This is a genomic window from Leptospira venezuelensis, assembly GCF_002150035.1.
GTDB lineage: Bacteria > Spirochaetota > Leptospiria > Leptospirales > Leptospiraceae > Leptospira_B > Leptospira_B venezuelensis.
Map to the genome: position 1 here is coordinate 96181 of NZ_NETS01000006.1, position 18871 is coordinate 115051.

The following is an 18871-nucleotide window of genomic DNA, read 5'->3' on the forward strand; positions in this document are numbered from 1 at the left end:
CTAGGATTTTATTGCCAATAGTTTCCATTCCATTACTTTGTATCTGTGGCGAAATGGGTTCCTGATCATATAATAATCGGCGCAGGCTTTACTGGCCTTCTGCATGCATTCCTTTCTTTAGAGAAAGGTGAGTCCGTACTAATATTAGAAAAAAAGGAAAGTTCAGGAGGCCTGATCCGCTCTGTGCGAACCGAATACGGGATTGTAGAACGAGCGGCTAATGGAATCTTAAATTGTTGGGAGTTAGAAAGTCTTGCTTCTCGTTTAGGGTTGGATATCCTACTTTCAAACCCTGCATCTAAAAAACGTTATATTTTTTCAGACGGAAAGATGAGAAGAATGCCTCTTTCTATTCCGGAAATAGCCTCTCTTGCATTTTCGGTTTTAACTGTACCTGCTCAACCCCTTCCTGGTGAATCCATTTATAAATGGGGCAAAAGAGTATTGGGGGAAAAAACTCTAAGTAAAATTTTAGAACCTGCATTAGGCGGAATTTATGCAGGTGATTTAGATGCTATGTCTGCAGAGCTTGTGCTTGGAAAATTTTTACCGGAACAGGCTCCTCTTTGGAAAAATATTCTGCATCTTAGAAATTTAAAAAAGGGAAAACCAAAACTTCTTCCAGGAAGAAGAGGAACCGTAAGTTTTAGAGGCGGTATCGGGACTTTACTCGGAGCTTTAGAAGCGAGAGTTTCTTCTCAGGGAAAAATCAAATATAATCAGGACATTTCTAGCTTAAAAGAGTTAAGAGCGACTTATCCGAAATCGAAGATCACTATAGCGACTAATCTTGGAACCGCATTAAAACTTTTAAAATCCGAATATAAGGAATTCAAGTCCTACCAAGGAATGTTGGACACCTTGCCTATAGTAAGTGTCACCCGATTTGGAAAAGATTCTATTCTAAATGGAAAAAAGGGATTTGGAGTATTATTCCCCAAAGATCATAAAAGTTTTTCTTCCGAATTAGGAATCAGATCCAGAGGAATTTTATTTAACGATTTTATTTTCTCCGGTAGAACTTCTGAGGGAATACATTCGGAAACTTTTATTATGGGCGGCGCAGGCGATCGGGAAATTTCTTCCAAAACGGAAGAGGATATCATTTCAGTAGTGGAAGAGGATCGCAAAAAACTATTTCCCGAAAGTGGGATCCCATTGAATCACTATGTGACTGTTTGGAAAGATGCACTTCCTGTGTATGGGCCGCAACTTTACGCATTCAATCGGGACTTGGATCGGATTCTTCCTCCTGAAGTAAGGGTAGAAGGCAATTTTAGAAACGGGATCGGTTTAAAATCCATCCTGGAGCGGGCCTTCTATTTGTATAATCCTGATGTTTCAACCTGATTAGCTGGCAAATTTTTTCATTAAAATTTCTTTTAGCTCTTCCAAATCTTTTTTGATCCAATTGGAATCCTCTTCGAATTTTTCGGAGGTCATTCCTTCAGTTTGGAATAATGTAAAAATTAGTTCACTCCCCTCTCCATTTTCTATGATTCTTAGAGGGTTATAAGATATATTTTCTGGGTTAAAAATTACATAATGATCCAAGATGCCATATTGGTTTTTATCTGTGAATCTTGCAGTCAATTTGCCCATTGGAGAGTCAATGGACCAATCTCCATTTTTTAATGGGGAGATAGATTTGCATAAGCCAGATGCCCATTCTGGAAAATTTTTAGGTTCTGAAAGATATTCGTAAGCTGTCTTTTGAGTAACGGGGATCGTAATGCTAATATGTTTTGTATTTTTTGTCTTTAACATTTGTTTACTTCGAGAATTGATCGATTTTTTTCTGGATACTTATCTTGTCGTGAGAAGTTTTTGCAAGTGAAAGAGCTTTGCGAAAATGAGATTCTGACTTAGATCTATTTATATCAAAATACAACTCTCCTAAAAGAGCAAAGTAAAAATGATTTTCTTTTAGATCTAATTTTTCTGCTTCGAGGATTGCTTCTTCTTTTCCATTTGCCTTAGAAAGGGCGTATGTTCTGTTTAAAGCAGTGATGGGAGAATATTGTAATTGAAGTAGACGATTGTATAACTGCAAAATATTTTCCCATTTTTCTTTCGTATCTTCCTTCTGTGTATGCCAATAAGCAATTCCTGCTTCCAAATGGTATTTTGTAAGCTTGGTCCCACTCGCTGCTTTGTTTAGAAAAATTTCTCCCTTAGAGATCAGATCATAATTCCAAAAATTTGTGTCCTGATCTTGGTATAAGATTTGTTCTCCATTAGCATCTTGCCTCGCTTCAAATCTAGATATGTGAAAGCACATCAAGGACAACAGCGCATATACTTGCGGTGTATTTGTGAGCTGATTTTCGACAAGCATACTGCAAAGACGGATTGCTTCTAAGCAAAGATCTTTTCGTAAAGTTTTGTTTTGGCTGATGGAATAGTATCCTTCATTAAATAGAAGATAGATCGTTGAGAGCACTGGTTCCAATCTATCTTCTAATTCTTCCTGTGTCGGATATTGTATGAGTATCTTTTCTTCCCTTAATTTTTCTTTGGCTCTAAACAGTCTTTTATTGATCGTCTCTTTATTTGTTAAGAAGGCATCGGCTATTTCCTGTATCCCGAAGCCGCATAATATCCTAAGTGAAAGCCCTATTTGTGCCTCCGCAGAGATTGAAGGGTGACATACTGCAAACATCATGCTGAGTTGGCTATCGTATATATTTTCTGGGGAAAGGTCTATCTCAGGATTTAATGATTCAGATTGAGGCTTCGTGAGTTCCGGAAGGATCTTATTTTGGAAGATCGAATTTCTTTGCAGATAATTTTTAGCCTTATTTTTAGCGACTGCATACAGCCAGGTGGTCGGGTTTTCTGGATTTCCCTTAATTCCCCAGGTCTCAGTTGCCGTTAAGAAAGTTTCACTTGCGATCTCTTCGGCGATTTCTAATCTTTCGAAACCAATATGTTTGCAAAGAACGGAAACAATTTTAGTGTATTCAGTTCTGAATAAATGAGGCAATATCTCCGAACTTTGCATAAAATTTACACAAGAAGATATTTCGGTTAACGTGTATTATCTACGTCTGCAATTTTTCTCACTTCTACGCTATTCCCCTCGCCTTTTAAAATGGGGCATTCTTTTGCGATACTTACAGCGTCTTCAAAATTTTCGGCTTTAATGGTAATGAAGCCTGCTATGGATTCTTTTGTCTCCGCAAATGGTCCGTCTGTGATGATTTGCCCGGACTTGATAACTTTTCCTTCGGTCGATAGTCCTGTGCCGCCTACGAATTTATTTTGAGCGGCTATCCCTCCCACCCAGTCCTGATACATTTTCATGTATACTTGCATTTGTTCTGGAGAAGGTTGTGCGTCCTTGGTGATGAGGTCCAATCGCATTAAGATTAAGTATTCGTCCATATTTCTCTCCTATGGAAGATGATTTTATCTCTAGATCAATTGAGTTTTTAGAAATTGGACAGAAGATTCAGGAAAAACAATCGCAGGCTACTTTTTCTTTCTTGGGATCCCATCCGCCTGCCGTTTTGCAGATACAACTAGAAAGTCCGCCTTTTTGTGCAGAATACTTGGCTTCAAATACAAACTTTGCCAAAGCTTCTAAGAAGGCAGGATAAGTTCCAGGTGCCGGAATTCTATAATATTCGGAGACCCCATTTTGGAACGCATGGTCTCTGATCTGAACTCCGATCTCTTCTAATGTTTCTAGGTGATCACTTATGAAGCTGATCGGATAAACAGCGATTCTTTTAGTTCCCTTTTGTCCTAATTCTTGGATCTTATCTAAGGTGTTTGGAGTGGTCCACTTACTTGGGCCTACCCTACTCTGGTATGATAAATGTATTTGTCCTTTATAACCTTTTTCTCTCAGAAGTGAAGTGAGACCTTTTACATTCTCTTCGATTTCTTTTGTATATATATCGCCCTTTTTAATTAAGCGAAGTGGAATCCCATGTGCGCTGAAAACTATATCTAGATTTTGCCAATCTGGGATCGGTTTTTGTTTGATATGAAGAAAATCTTTTTCAGAAAGTTTACCTTGGAAAAAATCTAGGATCAAGTCTCGGATAGAATCTAAATATTCTTTTCTGCCTGAGAATGGTCTCACCCAAAGCGGATTAGATGCGGGGCAATAGCCGATCTGTTTTTCCAGGAGCATTGCTGTAGAAAGAACTGTTGATCTGGAAAAATGAGGGAATAGAGGAAGTAGCACAACTCCTTCTTTAGGATCTGTCCATTCAGAAGGAAGCTCTCTGATGTCCGGATATCCGCAGCACATTGCAGTCTTGACTTCCCATTTTTCTCCGGACTCCTCTAAAAGTTTTTTTAAACCTTCAGCTTGTTTTTCAGTTTCCGAGACAAGAGGGGAGCCTCCTCCAAATCCCATGGATGCATATGTTTCTTCTACTTTTTTGGCTCTAGTCTCTGCGATTTTTCTGGCGAGTCTGATCCGTAGGAATTCGGGAAGAGGAAGATCGAATACTAATGGGTCTTCGAATAGGTCCTTTAAAAATTTTGGGATTTCTTCGGTGCTTCTTGGCCCGCCCAAGTTGATGAGTAAAAGTTTATTTTTCAAAAATCTCTCTCTTAAGTTCTTATAAAAAATGACTGACCTGAAATTCCAAGGAGAATTGTTTCGTGCTTAGGTAATTTCTATATCTTCCAGAATAATTGGAGATGATATCCTCTCTATTTAAGCCGCCTTGGGTTTGAAAACTTCCTTCTCCGTACAGTCTATGTTCTGTTAATTTTACGAAAAATAGCCAAGAAGGTAGAATATATCCTGCACCTAAATTCGTTTCTACTCCGAAACCGGAAGAATCTCCGATGAAGTTTAAATTTCTTTGGTAATGATAATCCCTGAAATGTGAATACCATATATTTCCGGAAAGGCTTGCTTCTAACATCCAAGTCCCATTGGAATATCTATAGCCGAACCCGAATGGAACTTCCCAAGTTGAAATGGAATAACTGAGTCCGATCCCGATAGGCCCATATGTCACTGGTGAGGTTGCAATCCATTGCATCACATCATATAGATAATATTTGTAGAATGTATAATAAGCGCCGCCTGTAAGGTAGACGCCTGAACCCGGTTTTCTGGGATCTGGATTTGCTCCGCCGAAATATTTTCTGCCAAGGAATCCTATCCGATCATCTTTCATTTTCAGCTTTCCTCTTCCATCCGCAAAGTTTTGTGTGCCTGTGAATGTATAAGGGGTATCGTAAAAACTTGTATTAGCGAAATCGATCTTTGTTCCCTTCTCCCTGCTTACGCTGCCAAGAAGGAAGTCCTCATCTCTCCCCTCTCCTGTCCTTTGGTTCCTAAAATTACTCCTATATTCCAGGTTGATCTCCCAAGTTTCCCACCAGTGTTTTAAGCCGATCCCTCCGTATTCGAATTCTCTGTTATAGGTGATCCTGGAACCTGCTTTTAATCCCGAAAGATTTGGGAACTTAGTGCCGGACTCGAAAATGTGTTGGCCCCCATTCTCTCCAAAGATCCCAGTAATGGAACTTCTTGTCATTAGTTCGGATATATATGTTTGGATTTTGGATTGGGGGGGCGTGAGTCCGGAGAGATTTGTTTCTGGTCTTATCTCCTTGGGAGATTCGGGCTCTTGGGCAAGTATATTGCCAGTGGCAAATAGGCAGAATAGTAAGATTATAGTTCGAATCTGAATTTTCATTTCATCCTAGAATAGGGGTGAAATGATTTCATCCCCTGTGAATTCCTTTTCCGAGAAGAGACCTTAACATTCTCCCCTACCCTATCGTTTCAATTCGGTTTTTTAGCTTATAAACCTATATGAGACATAGGTTTTGTTGACAAATTCGGTCTTAAAGAGGATCTATAATCAGGGTCAAGGTTTGAAGTGAAAGCCAGAGTTTTAAGTGTAGATGAAGTCCTCTCCGAGTATGTTTTAAGCTCGGAAGATGAGTTTCTGGAGAAGGCAAAAAAATGGTCCTTGCCCAAAGACAATAAGGGTAAGTATAAGACTGAAGTTTTAGATAAGTACTTTTCTAAAAAAACAAAACATTCCTATGAATCTGTGATTATCGCTGTCTCAAATCAGAAAGGTGGAGAAGGAAAAACCACAGTTTCTATTTGTCTTGCAGAAGCATTGGCGAAGGCGGGCAAAAAAGTTTTACTTCTAGATTGGGATGCTCAGGCAAATATCACTCAGCTATATGTAGGCCAGGCAGATAAATCAGTATTTCATTCTTTGGGTTATAAAGAAGAATCTAAAGTAGATATTTCAGAAATTATTGTTAACCTTGCGCCGGGATTGGATCTAGTTCCTTCATCTATTCATTTGGCAAATTTTACTACACCGTATGAAAGAGATGATTTTGATCTTTTGAAAGAGGCTTTGTTGCCGATCCGGTCTTCTTACGAATATATTATTATAGATTGTCCTCCTTCTCTGGGTTTGATCTTGGAGAATGCCTTGATCGCAGCTGATCTTGTTTTGGTTCCAATCCAAACTCGTGCTTTTAGTGTGCAAGGTTTGAAAGACCTTCACGGCACAATAGAGAAGATCCGCAAAAAAGCAAATCCTGGGCTTGGTCTTTTGGGTGCGGTTTTAAATCAATATGAGGATTCAAGGGCCCTGTCTGGACTTGCTGAAACTGTTCGGAAATATTTCCCGGTCTTTGATTCCGTAGTGTATAGAAGAGAAGCGATTCCTCAATCGCAAGCGAAACGTAAACTTTTATCTGAATATGATCCAAAAGCGATGCAAATGTTTTCCACCTTGGCGGAAGAAGTAATGAGGAGAGCAAATGGCAAAAAGATCTGATTTTGCGGGGCTAGATTTATTAACAGCTTTCGGCGGAGATGAATCCCTTAAAAAGGAAATTCTTCTTTCTGATATTATCACCAATCCAGAACAACCTAGAGTTTTTGGAAAAGAAGATGTGAGCGATCTTGTGGAATCTATGAAACGTTTGGGTCTGATCGAACCAATCGTTGTTCGTAAATTAGGTAAGAAGTTTCAGATCGTAGCTGGAGAAAGAAGATTCCAGGCTGCTAAACTCATCGGCTGGAAATCGATACCGGTTGTAGAAACTGAAGCTTCAGAAGATAGATGTTATGAGATTGCATTAGCTGAGAACGAAAAACGCAAAAGTTTAAATCCTTGGGAAGTAGGAAGAGCAATACAGTTCCTGCGTAAAGAAAGAAAAAAAACCGCAGAAGAAGTCGGCAAGATCTTAGGTTATACGGAAAGATATGTTAAACAGTTAAGCTCCATTGCAAGGCTAGACCAAAAATCTGTTTCAGAATTGCTCAAAAGCGGAAGTGATCTTTCCGTCAAAAATCTGGAAACCCTGCTAAAAAAGAAAGAAGGACGGGGGGGTGAAACGATTTCACCCCGTAAGCCCGGCGAAAGGGTTACCCTGGATCTTAAACTTCTAACGGTTAAGAATAGAGAATCATTTTTAAGAGAACTTTCTAATCTAAAGAAAAAGTACGGAATGAGCTAATACGATTTTTTTCTCGTTGGAGAAAAGCAGAGGCTTCTGATTCTGTTCTCATGCTACTGTTTAAGCGGATTTTTTGTCCGCACTCGGTTTCTTATAAAGGAATAGAATGAAAATTGGAATCATAGTTGGCTCCCAACAAAAAGTATCTCAATCCTCTAAAGTTGGGGAATTTTTAAATTCTAAATTAAAAGAAATGTCCGTGGACACTTGGACATTGGATCTCGGGAAAAATCCTCTTCCTCTTTATGATTCTACTCAGACAGGAGATAATCAGGTTTGGACTAACATCTGGAAGCCTGTTGATGAAAACCTGAAAAGTTCGGAAGGTTTTATTATTATTACTCCTGAGTATGGTGGTATGGCAAGTCCTGCTATTAAAAATTTCTTCCTTCATGCTGGATTAGTTCAGTTGGGTCATAAGCCAGGTCTTCTTGTTTCTGTTTCTTCTGGCAGAGGCGGCGCTTTTCCGATAAACGAAATGAGAGCGAGCAGCTATAAGAATACCAAGATTTGTTATATCCCTGAACAATTGATCTTTCGGGATGTGGAACATTTGATCAACGGAGGAGAGCCTGTTTCTCCGGAAGATAGTTTTATCAGAGAGAGAAGTGCGTTTGCTCTTAAGATCTTAGTTGCTTACGCAGATGCTCTTTCTGAGATCCGAGAATCAGGTGTTGTTCAGGATCCTAGATTTAAGAACGGGATGTCTTAAGGGTTCGCACAGAGACCACTGAGGTCACAGAGATACTAAGCGGCAGCGATGCGTAGATCTTTATAGTCCGGGCGAAGCCCGGATGAGCGATAGCGAAATCGAAGCAGCGCGACCCGAGCGATAGCGAGTGGGGCCGCCCCCCATACTCCAAGTTATCTTTTTTTAATGAGACATAATCCCACCGAGGCCCAGCGCCAATTTGTACTGAATCTAGCAAGTCCCTCTTGCAGAATTGAGTGGGGGAGGGGAGTTCCTTCACCCCGGAATTGGCTCAAAGATTGTCTTTTCTGACCCGATGATATACTCTGAGGGCTGTCGGATCCCTGATCCGTCAGTTAGGAAACGCAAAGTTTCGAAGTCAGATAAGACGGACCGGATCTTTAGATGTTTCGGTTTAAATCGAAAGTTAGGAATTCATGAATAAAATTAATATCCAGGCCGGCCAAATTATTTTCAGAGAAGGCGAGTTGAATAACTCGATGTATATCATCACCTCTGGGACTGTTGAAATATTTTTTACTCATAAAAACTCAGCCACTCGTTTAGCCTTGATGAAGAAGGGAGATTTTTTCGGTGAGATGGCTTTGTTTAGGGCCAAGCCAAGAACTGCGACTGCGAGAGCGGTTATGGATACCGAAATGGTTGCGGTGGAATCCAAACAACAATTGGAAAGATACCTTCTTGCGAACCCTGAGTTTGCTGCTAAGATGGTGAGGATTTTGGCAGATCGTTTGGCGAATACGAATGAACTATTGATCTCTAAACTGAACGAAATTACTACGAAAGAGATCGAATATCAGATAGAAGATAACTGATCAGGTATAGGTAATACGATCCTTGCCGGCTGCTTTTGCTTCGTAAAGTTTTGCGTCTGCAAGTGAGTATAATCTGTTACTTTCATCTTCGTCTGTCGGATATTCTGCAACTCCTCCGGATACTGTAACTTCTATCCCGAAGTCGTTTTTGGAGGAGTTTCTTAGATAGGTCCTGAATCTTTCGATAGCAACTCGAGCGTTTTCTTTGCCGGTTTCCGGAAGAATAACAGCAAATTCTTCTCCTCCGACTCGGCAGCTAATATCTTCCGTTCTGAATGCATACATTAGAGTTCCTGCCACCAGTTTTAAGATATCGTCCCCGAAAGAGTGCCCTTTAGCATCATTGATCTTTTTAAAATTGTCCAAGTCGAATAGGAATAGGCAGAAACTTCTTTTATATCTTTTACTTCTTGTTATCTCTTTGTTTAGGACCAGATTAAAATATCTTCTATTATAGATCCCCGTACCTTCGTCTATGACCGCGTTTAGAATAATCTCTTCGAAGGAATATATATCCACGATCTTAGGGTTTTCGATGAGTCGGTTTTTTAAATAAATATAATCGAGTAGGGCGACTACGAAGTTCATACTTCTGCCCAATTGTTTGCTTAAACCCTCTGCATGCGCATAGATCTCTTTCCAAAGGGACCTTGCTTCGGATTCAGGGAGGTCTAGGTTTGCGATGATCCTGAAGAAGTCGGAGTAGAAATAATCGTCCTTCTTTCCCATCTCTTCGAATTTATGAGCGAGGCTAGGAAGTGGAGCTTCCTTATCGTTTACGATTTCTAAGATTGCTGTTTTTCTTTCTGAGTTGACCTGGCCCAATCCCTTGAACCTGTCCCTCATTTCAATGAGTTCGTTTCTGGCTAGATTGGCAGTAGTTTCGTGGGCGTTAAGGGTTTGTTCTGCAGTGAGTAATTCTACTTCACCCAGCTTGGAAACTCTTTCGTAGAGTTCCAGTAGTTCCTTGAGTTTTTGGATTTCCTCGTTTTTTTCTTTTAGTTCTTCTTGTAGATTTCGCATTTTGGTTCGGGGGTTAATAGTCCAAGGTCCTTGATAGGAACTCTTAACTTTCAAGTTTGTTATGGAATACTGGTAAAATAATTCTTTTCCCGCCTAGGGGTAAACCAATTTAATGAATTACTTGGCGGTTTCATTTATGTCCAAAGGTCCTCATAAGAAAAAAGTTATTATCACTGGAGCTAGCTCAGGTATCGGCAGAGAGCTTGCTCTATTATACGGAAAGGCGGGTCACGACCTAGCGATTACCTCCAGAAGGAAGAATGTTTTAGAAGATCTAGCGAAAGAGATCCGTTCCTTCAATAAAGGAGGCAAAGTTATCTTAGCTTCCTTAGATGTTTCCGAATCAGCAGATAACTTTAAAATTCTTCCTAAACTTGCGAAGGAGCTTGGAGGAGTAGATCTGTTCATTGCGAACGCTGGGATTTCTACCAATTCTTCTTTCGGCCAAAAAAGTTTTGAAGCGGACAAGAAGGTTATCGATACAAATTTGATCGGGCTTATGGCGGGCATCTCTGCTTTACAACCGACCTTTAGAGAACAGAAAGGAGGCCAGATCGTAGGAATTTCTTCCGTCGCTTCTTTTAGAGGACTTCCGGGTTCAGCAAGTTATTCTACTTCTAAGGCAGCAGTTTCTACTTATCTAGAAGCGTTAAGGGGAGAAGTTAGAAAATTCGGCATAAAGGTAACAGTCATTCATCCAGGATTTATAGATACTCCAATCAATCAAAAGTTGGAAACCCGTCCTTTTCTTGTTTCCGTAGAAAAAGGTGCTAAAAAAATTTACAATAGGATAGAGTCAGGAGTTCGATCTGCTACTGTTCCTTGGTTCCCTTGGGCATTGATCGGAGTTCTGATGAGATCACTTCCGGAATTTTTGTGGGAGAAGATCGGACCTAGATAAAGGTTTTTTGATATGGAAGGAACTCCAGACTCTTCAAATTTCTACAAGGTTCTCTTCGTATGTTTGGGGAATATTTGCAGATCTCCTGCTGCTGAAGGCGCATTCGTGGATCTACTGGAGAAGAAAGGGCTTTCTTCTCTCTTCGAGGTGGATTCCTGCGGAACTTCTCGTTATCATATAGGCGAATTGGCCGATCCGAGGGCAAGACAGACCGCTCGCAAAAAGGGAATAGAGCTCACTCATAAGGCGAGACAATTTAAAAAGTCCGATTTTGAATATTACGATTTTATTTTAGCCATGGACAGATCCAATAATAAGGATCTGGGAATACTCGCCTCGAATGAAGAAGAAAGAAAAAAAATTCATTTGTTCAGAAAGTTCCAAAAGGGACAGGGAAAAGAATCCGAAGTTCCCGATCCATATTATGGAACTTTAAAGGACTTCGAGGAAGTCCACCAGATCGTTTCGGAAGCTTCGGAAGGATTTCTGGAGTACGTCTTAAGTAAAAATGGAGTAAAGAATGCCTAAGGGTGAAAAAAAGAAAGTAGTAGTAATCGGAGTAGGTTTCGGCGGATTACAGGCGATAAAAAAATTATCCAAAGAAGAAGATTTGGAAATTATCGCAATCGATAAAAAAAATCACCATTTGTTCCAACCGCTATTATATCAAGTAGCCACTGCAGTACTAAGCCCTGCGGACATCGCAATCCCCACCAGGTCTCTAATCGGCGATAAAAAGAACGTAACAGTTTATCTGGGAGAAGTAGAGAAGGTGGACATTCAGGCTAAAAAAGTCACCTTCCAGGGCCATTCAGAAGATTATGATTATCTAATATTGGCTGCCGGTGCTAAATCAGGCTATTTTGGAAACGATCATTGGAAAAAATATTCAATAGGATTAAAGTCCTTAAAGGATGCACTTTCAATTCGCACTAAAATCCTCACTTCTTTCGAGCAGGCAGAACTTGCAGGAGATCCTGAAGTTGCCAAAAAACATTTGAATTATGTGATCATCGGTGGAGGTCCCACAGGAGTGGAACTTGCGGGCTCCATTGCGGAACTTTCTCATGAGATTGTTCGAAACGAATTCCATACGATAGACCCTGCTTTAGCAAAGATCACTTTGATAGAAGCTTCTCCGCGACTTCTCGCTGCATTTGCTCCTAAGTTGAGTGAATTTGCTAAGATCCGTTTAGAGAAAAGGGGAGTGGAAGTTTTAACAGGCACCAAAGTCCTAGAAATAGATCAGAACGGAGTAAAGTTAGAAGGAAGAACGATCCCTTCTTCTACCGTGATCTGGGCCGCTGGTGTTCAGGCAAATTCTATCGGAGCCACTTTAGGAGTTCCTACAGATAGAATGGGAAGAGTTATGGTGGACGAGTTCTGTAATGTAGAAGGTCATCCTGAGGTTTTTGTGATTGGTGATATTGCAAATTATTCCAAAGGTTTAGAAAAGCCGTTGCCTGGTGTTTCTCCTGTCGCGATGCAACAAGGTAGATACGTTGCTGCTCTTATCAGAGGCGATCTAAAATCCAAAAAAAGAAAACCTTTCCATTATTTGGACAAGGGAAGTATGGCGACTATCGGAAGACAAGATGCAGTTGCTCAGGTTGGAAATTTCAGGCTGAGAGGATTTTTCGGATGGGTAGTTTGGCTATTCATCCACATTTTCTATCAGGTGGGATTTAAGAATAAGATCTCTATCTTTATTACTTGGGTTTGGTCTTATATTACATTTCGCGCAGAAGCAAGGTTGATTCAGGACGAAATTGATTCCAGCTCCAACGGGTCTTCTTCCACGAATTAATGCTGAAAATAATCCTTGAATAGGTCGTACATAATAAAAGAATAAGCTCGATGCGGACTGATCTTTGGAAAGGCAAAACAATCGTAATTACTGGAGGCTCTTCCGGGATAGGAGAAGCTTTATTAGAAAGTTTTTCCCGGATTCCTTGTAAGATTATCAATCTTTCTAGATCTGAACCGGAGCTTATTCGTAAAATTTCTAAGAAGAAGGAAAAGCGGCCTGCGGAAATATTTCATATTCAGGCAGATCTTTCTTCGGAAAAAGAAATCAACAAAGCGGTTTCTAAGCTGGCGAAACTTGTCGATGGCATTGACGTTCTTTTTAATAACGCAGGCATAACAGCGCATTCTAGATTTGATCAAACCCAGATAGAGGCTTTCCGAAAGGCGTTTGATGTGAACTTTTTCGGTCCTGTATTTCTAACAATGAGACTTCTCCCTTTTTTGAAAAAGAATAAAGGAGCAGTCATGGTTACATCCACCGTGAGCGGTTTGTATGGAGTTCCTGCGAGAAGCGCTTATTCTTCTTCCAAATCTGCGTTACATGCTGTTATGGAATCTGCCCGTATTGAACTTTCGGAAGAAGGTCTTAGATTCATTATATTCTGCCCACCATATACCAAAACCAAACTAAGAGCGAATGGTATAGATGGGGACGGTCAGATATTGGGAGAATCCCATTATTCAGGCAAAAGTAAAACTCCGGAAGAAGTTGCCGAAAAAATGATTCGTTCTATCGAAGATCCAAACTCAAGACTTGTGGTAATGGATAAGAGCGGCTTCTTTATGAAATGGATGAGAAATATCTCTCCTTCTTTTTTGGAAAAGGTATTATATAAAAAACTTTATAAGGACTTTCATTAAAGGACTAAAGTCTATATGGAAACTAGAAGCATTATTAAAGAATTCAAATATGATTTTCCTTTGGAAAAAGTTTGGAGCGCTGTAACTGTCAATGAGGAGTTGATCCATTGGTTGGCAGATAAGGTAACTGGGCGCCCCAAACTAGGCGGAACTTTTTCTTGGACTTGGAACTTAGGTCCCGAGGGAGAACTTACTTCTACAGGTATTTATAAAAAGATTGTTCCTTTTCAGGAATTGATACTGCAATGGCAAGACCATCCTGCCGGTGATATAGAACTTAAACTAGAGTTCGAGAAAGATGGAGATGATACCACTTTACTGAAGCTTACCAACTCAGGATATCCCATGGGAGAAAAATTCGATCATTGGGTCGAAGCCGCTTCTGAAGGTTGGGACGAAGAAAGTATGCATTTACTGCAATATCTAAGGAAGAACTAAAGTATCTCTTTAGTGTCGGATTATGTTTTTACTTTCCGCTTGAACTCTCGGGTCCTTAAAAAAAGATGACATTAGAGCCCCAATTATAGGGTGTTCGCGGTCTTTTCTCCATAAGAGACCAAAGGCTGCGAGCTGCTTTTCAAGGCGGTATACAGTGAATTTTCCAGAACTAGACCCTTATTTTCAAAGTCTTACTGACATCACAGATACGATTTCGATCTTAAACTCTCCATACGAGTCCGAATTCGATTCCGATATCTCTAAGATGGAAGACTTCTTAAATGAAATCCAATCCAAAGATTGGCTTTCCACAGATAAAGAATACTTTAACTTATTCACCAGCCACTTTTCCTTTCATATTAAAATTGTACAAGAGATAGTCCGCGAAGCTAGGGAGATCTTGGATCCGGAGCGTCGTATACATGTAAAACGTTTGGTAGGATATTGCAAAACAACCGAAGAATGGTTGGCAGATCTTCAAAAACGTCGCAGAGCCACCGAAACTCTCGCAACTGCTTGATATAATCTATTGACATCCCCGGTCAGCCGGGGAGTCTTGAGTTCGTGTCCGAGAACGAACTCCAATCAAAAGAAAAAATTAATTTTTTCACACATCCTTTTCTCTTCTATCCCGTACTTCTTTTTATATTCATATTCGCTCTAGATAAAATTTTCTTTTTGGATAAGGTAAGAGACTACGTAAAAGTGGAATTGACCTATATCTACTACGACGTTAAGCAAGATCTTTTAAAAGAGATGATCTCCAAGTTTGGTAAAAACGCGGAGAAGAAGTCCGGCAAAAAATTAGTACTTTTGATGGGATCTTCTCGAATGTTGTACTTCAAAAACGAAGAGATCCTAGACTTCTATCCTGACTGGGAAGTGTATAATCTTTCTTCTGCAGTGACCACTCCTGCATATTATCTCTACTTTTTAGAAAGATTATTCGAGGCAGGTGTTAAGCCTGACTTTTTAGTTTTAGAAGCCGATCCTTTTCAATTCAATGCAAACAGCACTACATTCAAAAAATCGAATTTAGCAAATAGTTTCGATCTTAGATTTGTTCTTTCCAATGCTTGGGATCTGGGCAAGGAGAATGTGAACTATTATCTGGGAAATTATTTCTTCGGAGTTAGTAAGAACAAACCATATATCACTAACGTTTATGCTCACCTTACCAATAAAAAATTCGAGCAAGCCGACCTGATTAAAAAACTTACTATAGAATCTCTGCAAAGAGACAAAGGGAATGCCATTTCTCCTGCTGGTGGTTTTATGGAGAAGGACTTCGGTAGACTGGAAGCAAGTTCTATCCGCACTATAGGTTGGATCTATCCTAAGTATTCTCCTTCGGAAATGCAATTTTCATTTTATGAAAAGATCTTGGATAGAGTTAAGGCCGAGGGAGTTCCTACCCTGGTTGTTCGCCCTGAAGTCTCTCTTCCTTTGGAAAATCTTCTAAAAGAACTGAATATCCCAGCCCCTTGGTGGGAGAGGGTTCGTCCGATCAACCAAAAGTTCGGTGTTCCCATTATAGACATGGCGGAAGCAACCGACTACGATTGTAATACTTTTGCGGATAGCGGTCATATGGCTGTGGACTGTTACCGCCCGTTCTTACGTTTTTTAAGAATGAGATATCCGGGGGAGTAATCCCTTTCTTTCTAGATATTTTGCCTGGGAAAGGAGGTTGACGAGAAGAATTGTCTGCCTTAATTTTGCTTCGTTAGATTTTCCCCAAAAGGCGAACCCATGAAAAAAATTATATCCACAGCGGTTTCAATTTCTCTTTTGATCGGTTGTTCTTCAGTAAGTGTTGTTGAGAACAAGGGCAAGAATGTAGAGTTCCAAATTATAGAGCCGAATATCAGAGTAGAAAAATTCAAAGAGACATTCAATTTAAAGGCAGAAGGTCCGGTTAACTTAGATTGCTCCGGAAAACCTTGTACCCCGGATCAAGCAAGTGCGTTGACACCTGATCAGATCAAAAAACTAAAACGTAACGGTTCTTGGAAAGAATATGTAGAGAAGGAAGATCTTCAAAAAAATAAATTCTCCGTCCTGACCCGAGTAGGTGATTACAAGGACGATAAAAGAGAAGGGATCTGGAAAACATTATATGAAACGGGAGAAACTTTAAGAGAAACTCCTTATGTGGCCGGCTTAAAAGAAGGTGAAGAGAAAAAGCTCGCAAAAGATGGGACCCAACTTGAAAGCACAATTTACAAAGCTGACAAGAAGAATGGACCGTATTGGTCTAAAACAGACAAAGGGATCTTAAGCGATGAGGGAACTTACGCGGATGATAAAAAAGTAGGGACTTGGAAGGACTTCTATAATGAGGACGGAGCTAAAAAATCCGTAATCGAATTCAAAGACGGCAAAAAAAGCGGTAAAGAAACGAATTATCATAAAGATGGGAACACTGTCTCTTCCGAAGGAAACAATTCGGATGATCTAAAAACTGGCTATTGGAAAAACTATTACGAGAATGGCTCCCCTCAATCTGAAGGTAATTACGCTCCAAAAGGTGCCGGCGCGGACAGAAAATCTCTCAGGATAGGCGCTTGGAAAGAATATTATAAAAACGGAAAGGTATTTGCAGAAGGGCAAAGGGATCATACTCGTAAGGGAGATTGGACTTTCTATTGGAGTACCGGAAATCCTGCGTATAAAGGAACCATGATGAACGAAATGATGATGAGTTCCGCAGAAGTATACGACAAAGACGGAACAATTGTTGGAAAAGGAAAACTGCTTTTCGACCTTCTACTCATGGATGAAAAAACGGATGAACTGAAGGCAAAATATAAGCCTGATTTCCCGTTTGCATATTATAAAAACGGCAAGAAGTCTTTTGAAATTGCTGCAAACGGAACTGCGGTCGAGTATGACGAGTCCGGGGCAAAGATTGGACAGGGGCCGATTATGCCTGGGACAAACCAAAAAAACGATTGTTGGACGACACCTCAGGGTAAAAAATATTACGTGAACGGTAGGGAAAATCCTAAAATGGGAGAGCTACAGGGCTGTAAGTAATCTTAAGCTATATGTAACTCAATCTTGAGTATAGAAGCTCGGAGTAACAAACTTCGGGCTTTCAGCTTTTAAAAAGGCTTTTCTCAATCATTTAAATTCTTCTCTGTTTGATGTTGGAATTCCAACATGGATACAAGATGGAAAAAGGGAATCCTTGCCTTGGAAAAAATTATCACAAATAACGATCTTAAAAAAATCAGCCTAGGAATTCTGGTCGCCGCACCTCTATTCTTCCTGCTTGGATATTTCGTCCGAGGATGTAGTTCGGTGAATCGACAGGCAAAGGTAACCTATAGTGGATCCTTTACGGAAGGGACTTTGGTTTCCTTAAATTCTAAAAATGTAATATTGCAAGATCCTGATTTTTCTATTCCTCTTGAAACTGTAGAGAAAATAGAATTTTTAGAAGACGCCCAAAGTTTAAACCCGAACCAGGTGCCTTTGAGTGATTCAGAAAAGTCATTTGTAGGAACTTATAAAATACAGATCGGGATCCATAAAGGTGTGCTAAGTATTTTTCCTCGCAAAACCGGCGGGATAGGAGCAACTTTACGTTTTACGAATTGGGGAAAAGGTTCAAATGAGATCCTCACGGGCATTCGGGTTACCGGGAAGTCGATTCGGTTTGTGAGATCTTGTGCAGGAGCAAGATGTTCTGAAATAGGAAGTAATGTTCCTTTTACGCAAACTTATACCGGAGACTTGGACGGTAAAAAAATCCAAGGGGCATACCAAGGCACAAATAGTTCTGGCCGTTGGCTTGCAGAACGTTAATAGGAAATACTATGGAATCCATCGCTAAAGATCGTGAGAATATTCCTTTATCTGAATCTGATATTCATTTTGCAAAAGATACATTAGATAGAATTCGCCAAGAGTTAACTGGAGAGATCACCGGCCAAGAGGCAGTGGTTAAAAATCTGCTTATTTCTTTGGCTTGTCAGGGTCATGTTCTTTTAGAAGGAATGCCAGGGCTTGCAAAAACACTCCTTGCAAAATCTTTATCTTCCGCATTGGATCTAGATTTTAAAAGAGTACAGTTCACACCTGATCTTCTTCCTGCGGACTTAATTGGTACAGTCGTATTTAATCCTAAAAACGGAGAATTCACGACACGTAAAGGACCGATCTTTACCGGAGTTTTACTGGCAGACGAGATCAATAGGGCACCAGCAAAAGTACAATCTGCTCTTTTGGAATGTATGGAAGAAAGAACGGTTACCATCGGAGAGAATACTTTCCCTTTAGAGAGACCTTTTTTAGTATTAGCTACTGAAAATCCGATCGACCAAGATGGAACTTATCCATTGCCGGAAGCGCAGATGGATCGCTTTTTTATGAAAGTTCTTGTGGATTATCCTGATATCGATGAAGAACTCGCAATTTTAGAACAACATGGTAAACTTGCGGCCGGTCCAAAACGTATTAAGAAAACAGCAACTGCTAAAGATGTTCTGAAGATCTCTTCACTTGTGGATAGAGTTCATGTGGAGCCTAAATTAAAAAGTTATATAGTTCGTTTAGTAAGGAATACTCGCCCGGAAGAGAAGACTGTACCGGATCTTCTTCCTTATGTAAAACACGGAGCTTCTCCTAGGGCTAGTTTAAGTTTGCTAAAAGCATCTAAAGCAAAGGCTTTATGGGAAGGAAGGGATTATGTGGCTCCGGAGGATGTGAAAGCAGTTCTTCCTGAAATTCTTCGTCATAGAATTTTACTCACTTTCGAAGCAATCTCTGAGGACGTGGGGATTGAGTCAGTGGTTCGGATCGTGTCAGATGCAACTCAGGTACTTTGATCTA

At 40.2% G+C, this 18871-nt stretch carries 21 protein-coding genes; 15 read left to right on the forward strand and 6 right to left on the reverse strand.

Annotated features, from left to right (window positions below):
* Positions 1–45: 45 nt before the first annotated feature.
* Complete coding sequence (gene hemG / locus B1C82_RS00865; protein ID WP_086445726.1) at positions 46–1350, forward strand: protoporphyrinogen oxidase; 1305 nt, start codon at positions 46–48, stop codon at positions 1348–1350.
* On the opposite strand, the gene B1C82_RS00870 is transcribed toward hemG, so the two are convergent.
* From B1C82_RS00870 to B1C82_RS00890, 5 genes are all read right to left on the reverse strand, one after another.
* Entirely contained in the window at positions 1351–1767 is a 417-nt protein-coding gene (locus B1C82_RS00870) for an SRPBCC family protein (protein ID WP_086445727.1), read from the reverse strand.
* A 4-nt stretch (positions 1768–1771) separates the two neighbouring features.
* The gene (locus B1C82_RS00875; RefSeq protein ID WP_086445728.1) at positions 1772–3004 is read right to left on the reverse strand and encodes an RNA polymerase sigma factor; all 1233 of its coding nucleotides are present in this window, start codon (positions 3002–3004) and stop codon (positions 1772–1774) included.
* Between the two features lie 26 nt (positions 3005–3030).
* Positions 3031–3387 (reverse strand): YciI family protein, encoded by a 357-nt coding sequence (locus B1C82_RS00880; protein WP_086445729.1) that lies wholly within the window; start codon positions 3385–3387, stop codon positions 3031–3033.
* A gap of 67 nt (positions 3388–3454) precedes the next feature.
* Positions 3455–4561, reverse strand: coding sequence for a ferrochelatase (gene hemH, locus B1C82_RS00885; RefSeq protein WP_086445730.1), 1107 nt, complete (start codon positions 4559–4561; stop codon positions 3455–3457).
* A 19-nt stretch (positions 4562–4580) separates the two neighbouring features.
* Entirely contained in the window at positions 4581–5675 is a 1095-nt protein-coding gene (locus tag B1C82_RS00890; protein ID WP_086445731.1) for a putative porin, read from the reverse strand.
* Between the two features lie 186 nt (positions 5676–5861).
* On the opposite strand from B1C82_RS00890, the gene B1C82_RS00895 reads away from it, so the two are divergent.
* The 4 genes from B1C82_RS00895 (at position 5862) to B1C82_RS00910 (ending at position 9000) form a co-directional block, all read left to right on the forward strand.
* Positions 5862–6788, forward strand: a complete 927-nt coding sequence (locus B1C82_RS00895; RefSeq protein ID WP_086445732.1) for a ParA family protein — start codon at positions 5862–5864, stop codon at positions 6786–6788.
* On the forward strand, positions 6772–7473 hold the full coding sequence (locus B1C82_RS00900; protein WP_086445733.1) for a ParB/RepB/Spo0J family partition protein: 702 nt from the start codon (positions 6772–6774) through the stop codon (positions 7471–7473). Before B1C82_RS00895 ends, B1C82_RS00900 begins: the two co-directional genes overlap by 17 nt.
* A gap of 106 nt (positions 7474–7579) precedes the next feature.
* The gene (locus tag B1C82_RS00905; protein ID WP_086445734.1) at positions 7580–8185 is read left to right on the forward strand and encodes an NADPH-dependent FMN reductase; all 606 of its coding nucleotides are present in this window, start codon (positions 7580–7582) and stop codon (positions 8183–8185) included.
* 416 nt (positions 8186–8601) lie between these two features.
* On the forward strand, positions 8602–9000 hold the full coding sequence (locus B1C82_RS00910; protein WP_086445735.1) for a cyclic nucleotide-binding domain-containing protein: 399 nt from the start codon (positions 8602–8604) through the stop codon (positions 8998–9000).
* On the opposite strand, the gene B1C82_RS00915 is transcribed toward B1C82_RS00910, so the two are convergent.
* Entirely contained in the window at positions 9001–10023 is a 1023-nt protein-coding gene (locus B1C82_RS00915) for a GGDEF domain-containing protein (protein WP_086445736.1), read from the reverse strand.
* Between the two features lie 112 nt (positions 10024–10135).
* On the opposite strand from B1C82_RS00915, the gene B1C82_RS00920 reads away from it, so the two are divergent.
* From B1C82_RS00920 to B1C82_RS00965, 10 genes are all read left to right on the forward strand, one after another.
* Positions 10136–10924 (forward strand): SDR family NAD(P)-dependent oxidoreductase, encoded by a 789-nt coding sequence (locus tag B1C82_RS00920; RefSeq protein WP_086445737.1) that lies wholly within the window; start codon positions 10136–10138, stop codon positions 10922–10924.
* A gap of 12 nt (positions 10925–10936) precedes the next feature.
* Complete coding sequence (locus B1C82_RS00925; RefSeq protein WP_086445738.1) at positions 10937–11452, forward strand: low molecular weight protein-tyrosine-phosphatase; 516 nt, start codon at positions 10937–10939, stop codon at positions 11450–11452.
* On the forward strand, positions 11445–12731 hold the full coding sequence (locus B1C82_RS00930) for an NAD(P)/FAD-dependent oxidoreductase (RefSeq protein ID WP_086445739.1): 1287 nt from the start codon (positions 11445–11447) through the stop codon (positions 12729–12731). Before B1C82_RS00925 ends, B1C82_RS00930 begins: the two co-directional genes overlap by 8 nt.
* A gap of 50 nt (positions 12732–12781) precedes the next feature.
* Positions 12782–13594, forward strand: a complete 813-nt coding sequence (locus B1C82_RS00935) for an SDR family oxidoreductase (protein WP_086445740.1) — start codon at positions 12782–12784, stop codon at positions 13592–13594.
* Positions 13595–13609: 15 nt separating this feature from the next.
* Positions 13610–14032 carry an SRPBCC family protein gene (locus B1C82_RS00940; RefSeq protein ID WP_086445741.1) on the forward strand — a complete coding sequence of 141 codons (423 nt, stop codon included), beginning with the start codon at positions 13610–13612 and terminating at the stop codon, positions 14030–14032.
* Positions 14033–14186: 154 nt separating this feature from the next.
* On the forward strand, positions 14187–14552 hold the full coding sequence (locus B1C82_RS00945) for a PLU-1-like domain protein (protein WP_086445742.1): 366 nt from the start codon (positions 14187–14189) through the stop codon (positions 14550–14552).
* Between the two features lie 44 nt (positions 14553–14596).
* Positions 14597–15685 carry a DUF1574 domain-containing protein gene (locus B1C82_RS00950; protein ID WP_086445743.1) on the forward strand — a complete coding sequence of 363 codons (1089 nt, stop codon included), beginning with the start codon at positions 14597–14599 and terminating at the stop codon, positions 15683–15685.
* A gap of 99 nt (positions 15686–15784) precedes the next feature.
* Positions 15785–17071: an LIC20035 family adhesin gene (locus B1C82_RS00955; protein ID WP_086445744.1), complete on the forward strand. Its 1287-nt coding sequence runs from the start codon at positions 15785–15787 to the stop codon at positions 17069–17071.
* 126 nt (positions 17072–17197) lie between these two features.
* Positions 17198–17845, forward strand: coding sequence for an LIC20036 family protein (locus tag B1C82_RS00960; RefSeq protein WP_086445745.1), 648 nt, complete (start codon positions 17198–17200; stop codon positions 17843–17845).
* Positions 17846–17856: 11 nt separating this feature from the next.
* The gene (locus B1C82_RS00965) at positions 17857–18867 is read left to right on the forward strand and encodes an AAA family ATPase (RefSeq protein ID WP_086445746.1); all 1011 of its coding nucleotides are present in this window, start codon (positions 17857–17859) and stop codon (positions 18865–18867) included.
* Positions 18868–18871 lie beyond the last annotated feature (4 nt).

Bases quoted from the DNA above. Each gene is read 5' to 3' on its own strand.
- B1C82_RS00900 (WP_086445733.1), top strand. From the start codon at position 6,772: ATGGCAAAAAGATCTGATTTTGCGGGGCTAGATTTATTAACAGCTTTC.
- B1C82_RS00925 (WP_086445738.1), top strand. From the start codon at position 10,937: ATGGAAGGAACTCCAGACTCTTCAAATTTCTACAAGGTTCTCTTCGTA.
- B1C82_RS00920 (WP_086445737.1), top strand. From the start codon at position 10,136: ATGAATTACTTGGCGGTTTCATTTATGTCCAAAGGTCCTCATAAGAAA.
- B1C82_RS00955 (WP_086445744.1), top strand. From the start codon at position 15,785: ATGAAAAAAATTATATCCACAGCGGTTTCAATTTCTCTTTTGATCGGT.
- B1C82_RS00870 (WP_086445727.1), bottom strand. From the start codon at position 1,767: ATGTTAAAGACAAAAAATACAAAACATATTAGCATTACGATCCCCGTT.
- B1C82_RS00880 (WP_086445729.1), bottom strand. From the start codon at position 3,387: ATGGACGAATACTTAATCTTAATGCGATTGGACCTCATCACCAAGGAC.
- B1C82_RS00965 (WP_086445746.1), top strand. From the start codon at position 17,857: ATGGAATCCATCGCTAAAGATCGTGAGAATATTCCTTTATCTGAATCT.
- B1C82_RS00915 (WP_086445736.1), bottom strand. From the start codon at position 10,023: ATGCGAAATCTACAAGAAGAACTAAAAGAAAAAAACGAGGAAATCCAA.
- B1C82_RS00890 (WP_086445731.1), bottom strand. From the start codon at position 5,675: ATGAAAATTCAGATTCGAACTATAATCTTACTATTCTGCCTATTTGCC.
- B1C82_RS00940 (WP_086445741.1), top strand. From the start codon at position 13,610: ATGGAAACTAGAAGCATTATTAAAGAATTCAAATATGATTTTCCTTTG.
- B1C82_RS00875 (WP_086445728.1), bottom strand. From the start codon at position 3,004: ATGCAAAGTTCGGAGATATTGCCTCATTTATTCAGAACTGAATACACT.
- B1C82_RS00930 (WP_086445739.1), top strand. From the start codon at position 11,445: ATGCCTAAGGGTGAAAAAAAGAAAGTAGTAGTAATCGGAGTAGGTTTC.
- B1C82_RS00910 (WP_086445735.1), top strand. From the start codon at position 8,602: ATGAATAAAATTAATATCCAGGCCGGCCAAATTATTTTCAGAGAAGGC.
- B1C82_RS00960 (WP_086445745.1), top strand. From the start codon at position 17,198: ATGGATACAAGATGGAAAAAGGGAATCCTTGCCTTGGAAAAAATTATC.
- B1C82_RS00905 (WP_086445734.1), top strand. From the start codon at position 7,580: ATGAAAATTGGAATCATAGTTGGCTCCCAACAAAAAGTATCTCAATCC.
- B1C82_RS00935 (WP_086445740.1), top strand. From the start codon at position 12,782: ATGCGGACTGATCTTTGGAAAGGCAAAACAATCGTAATTACTGGAGGC.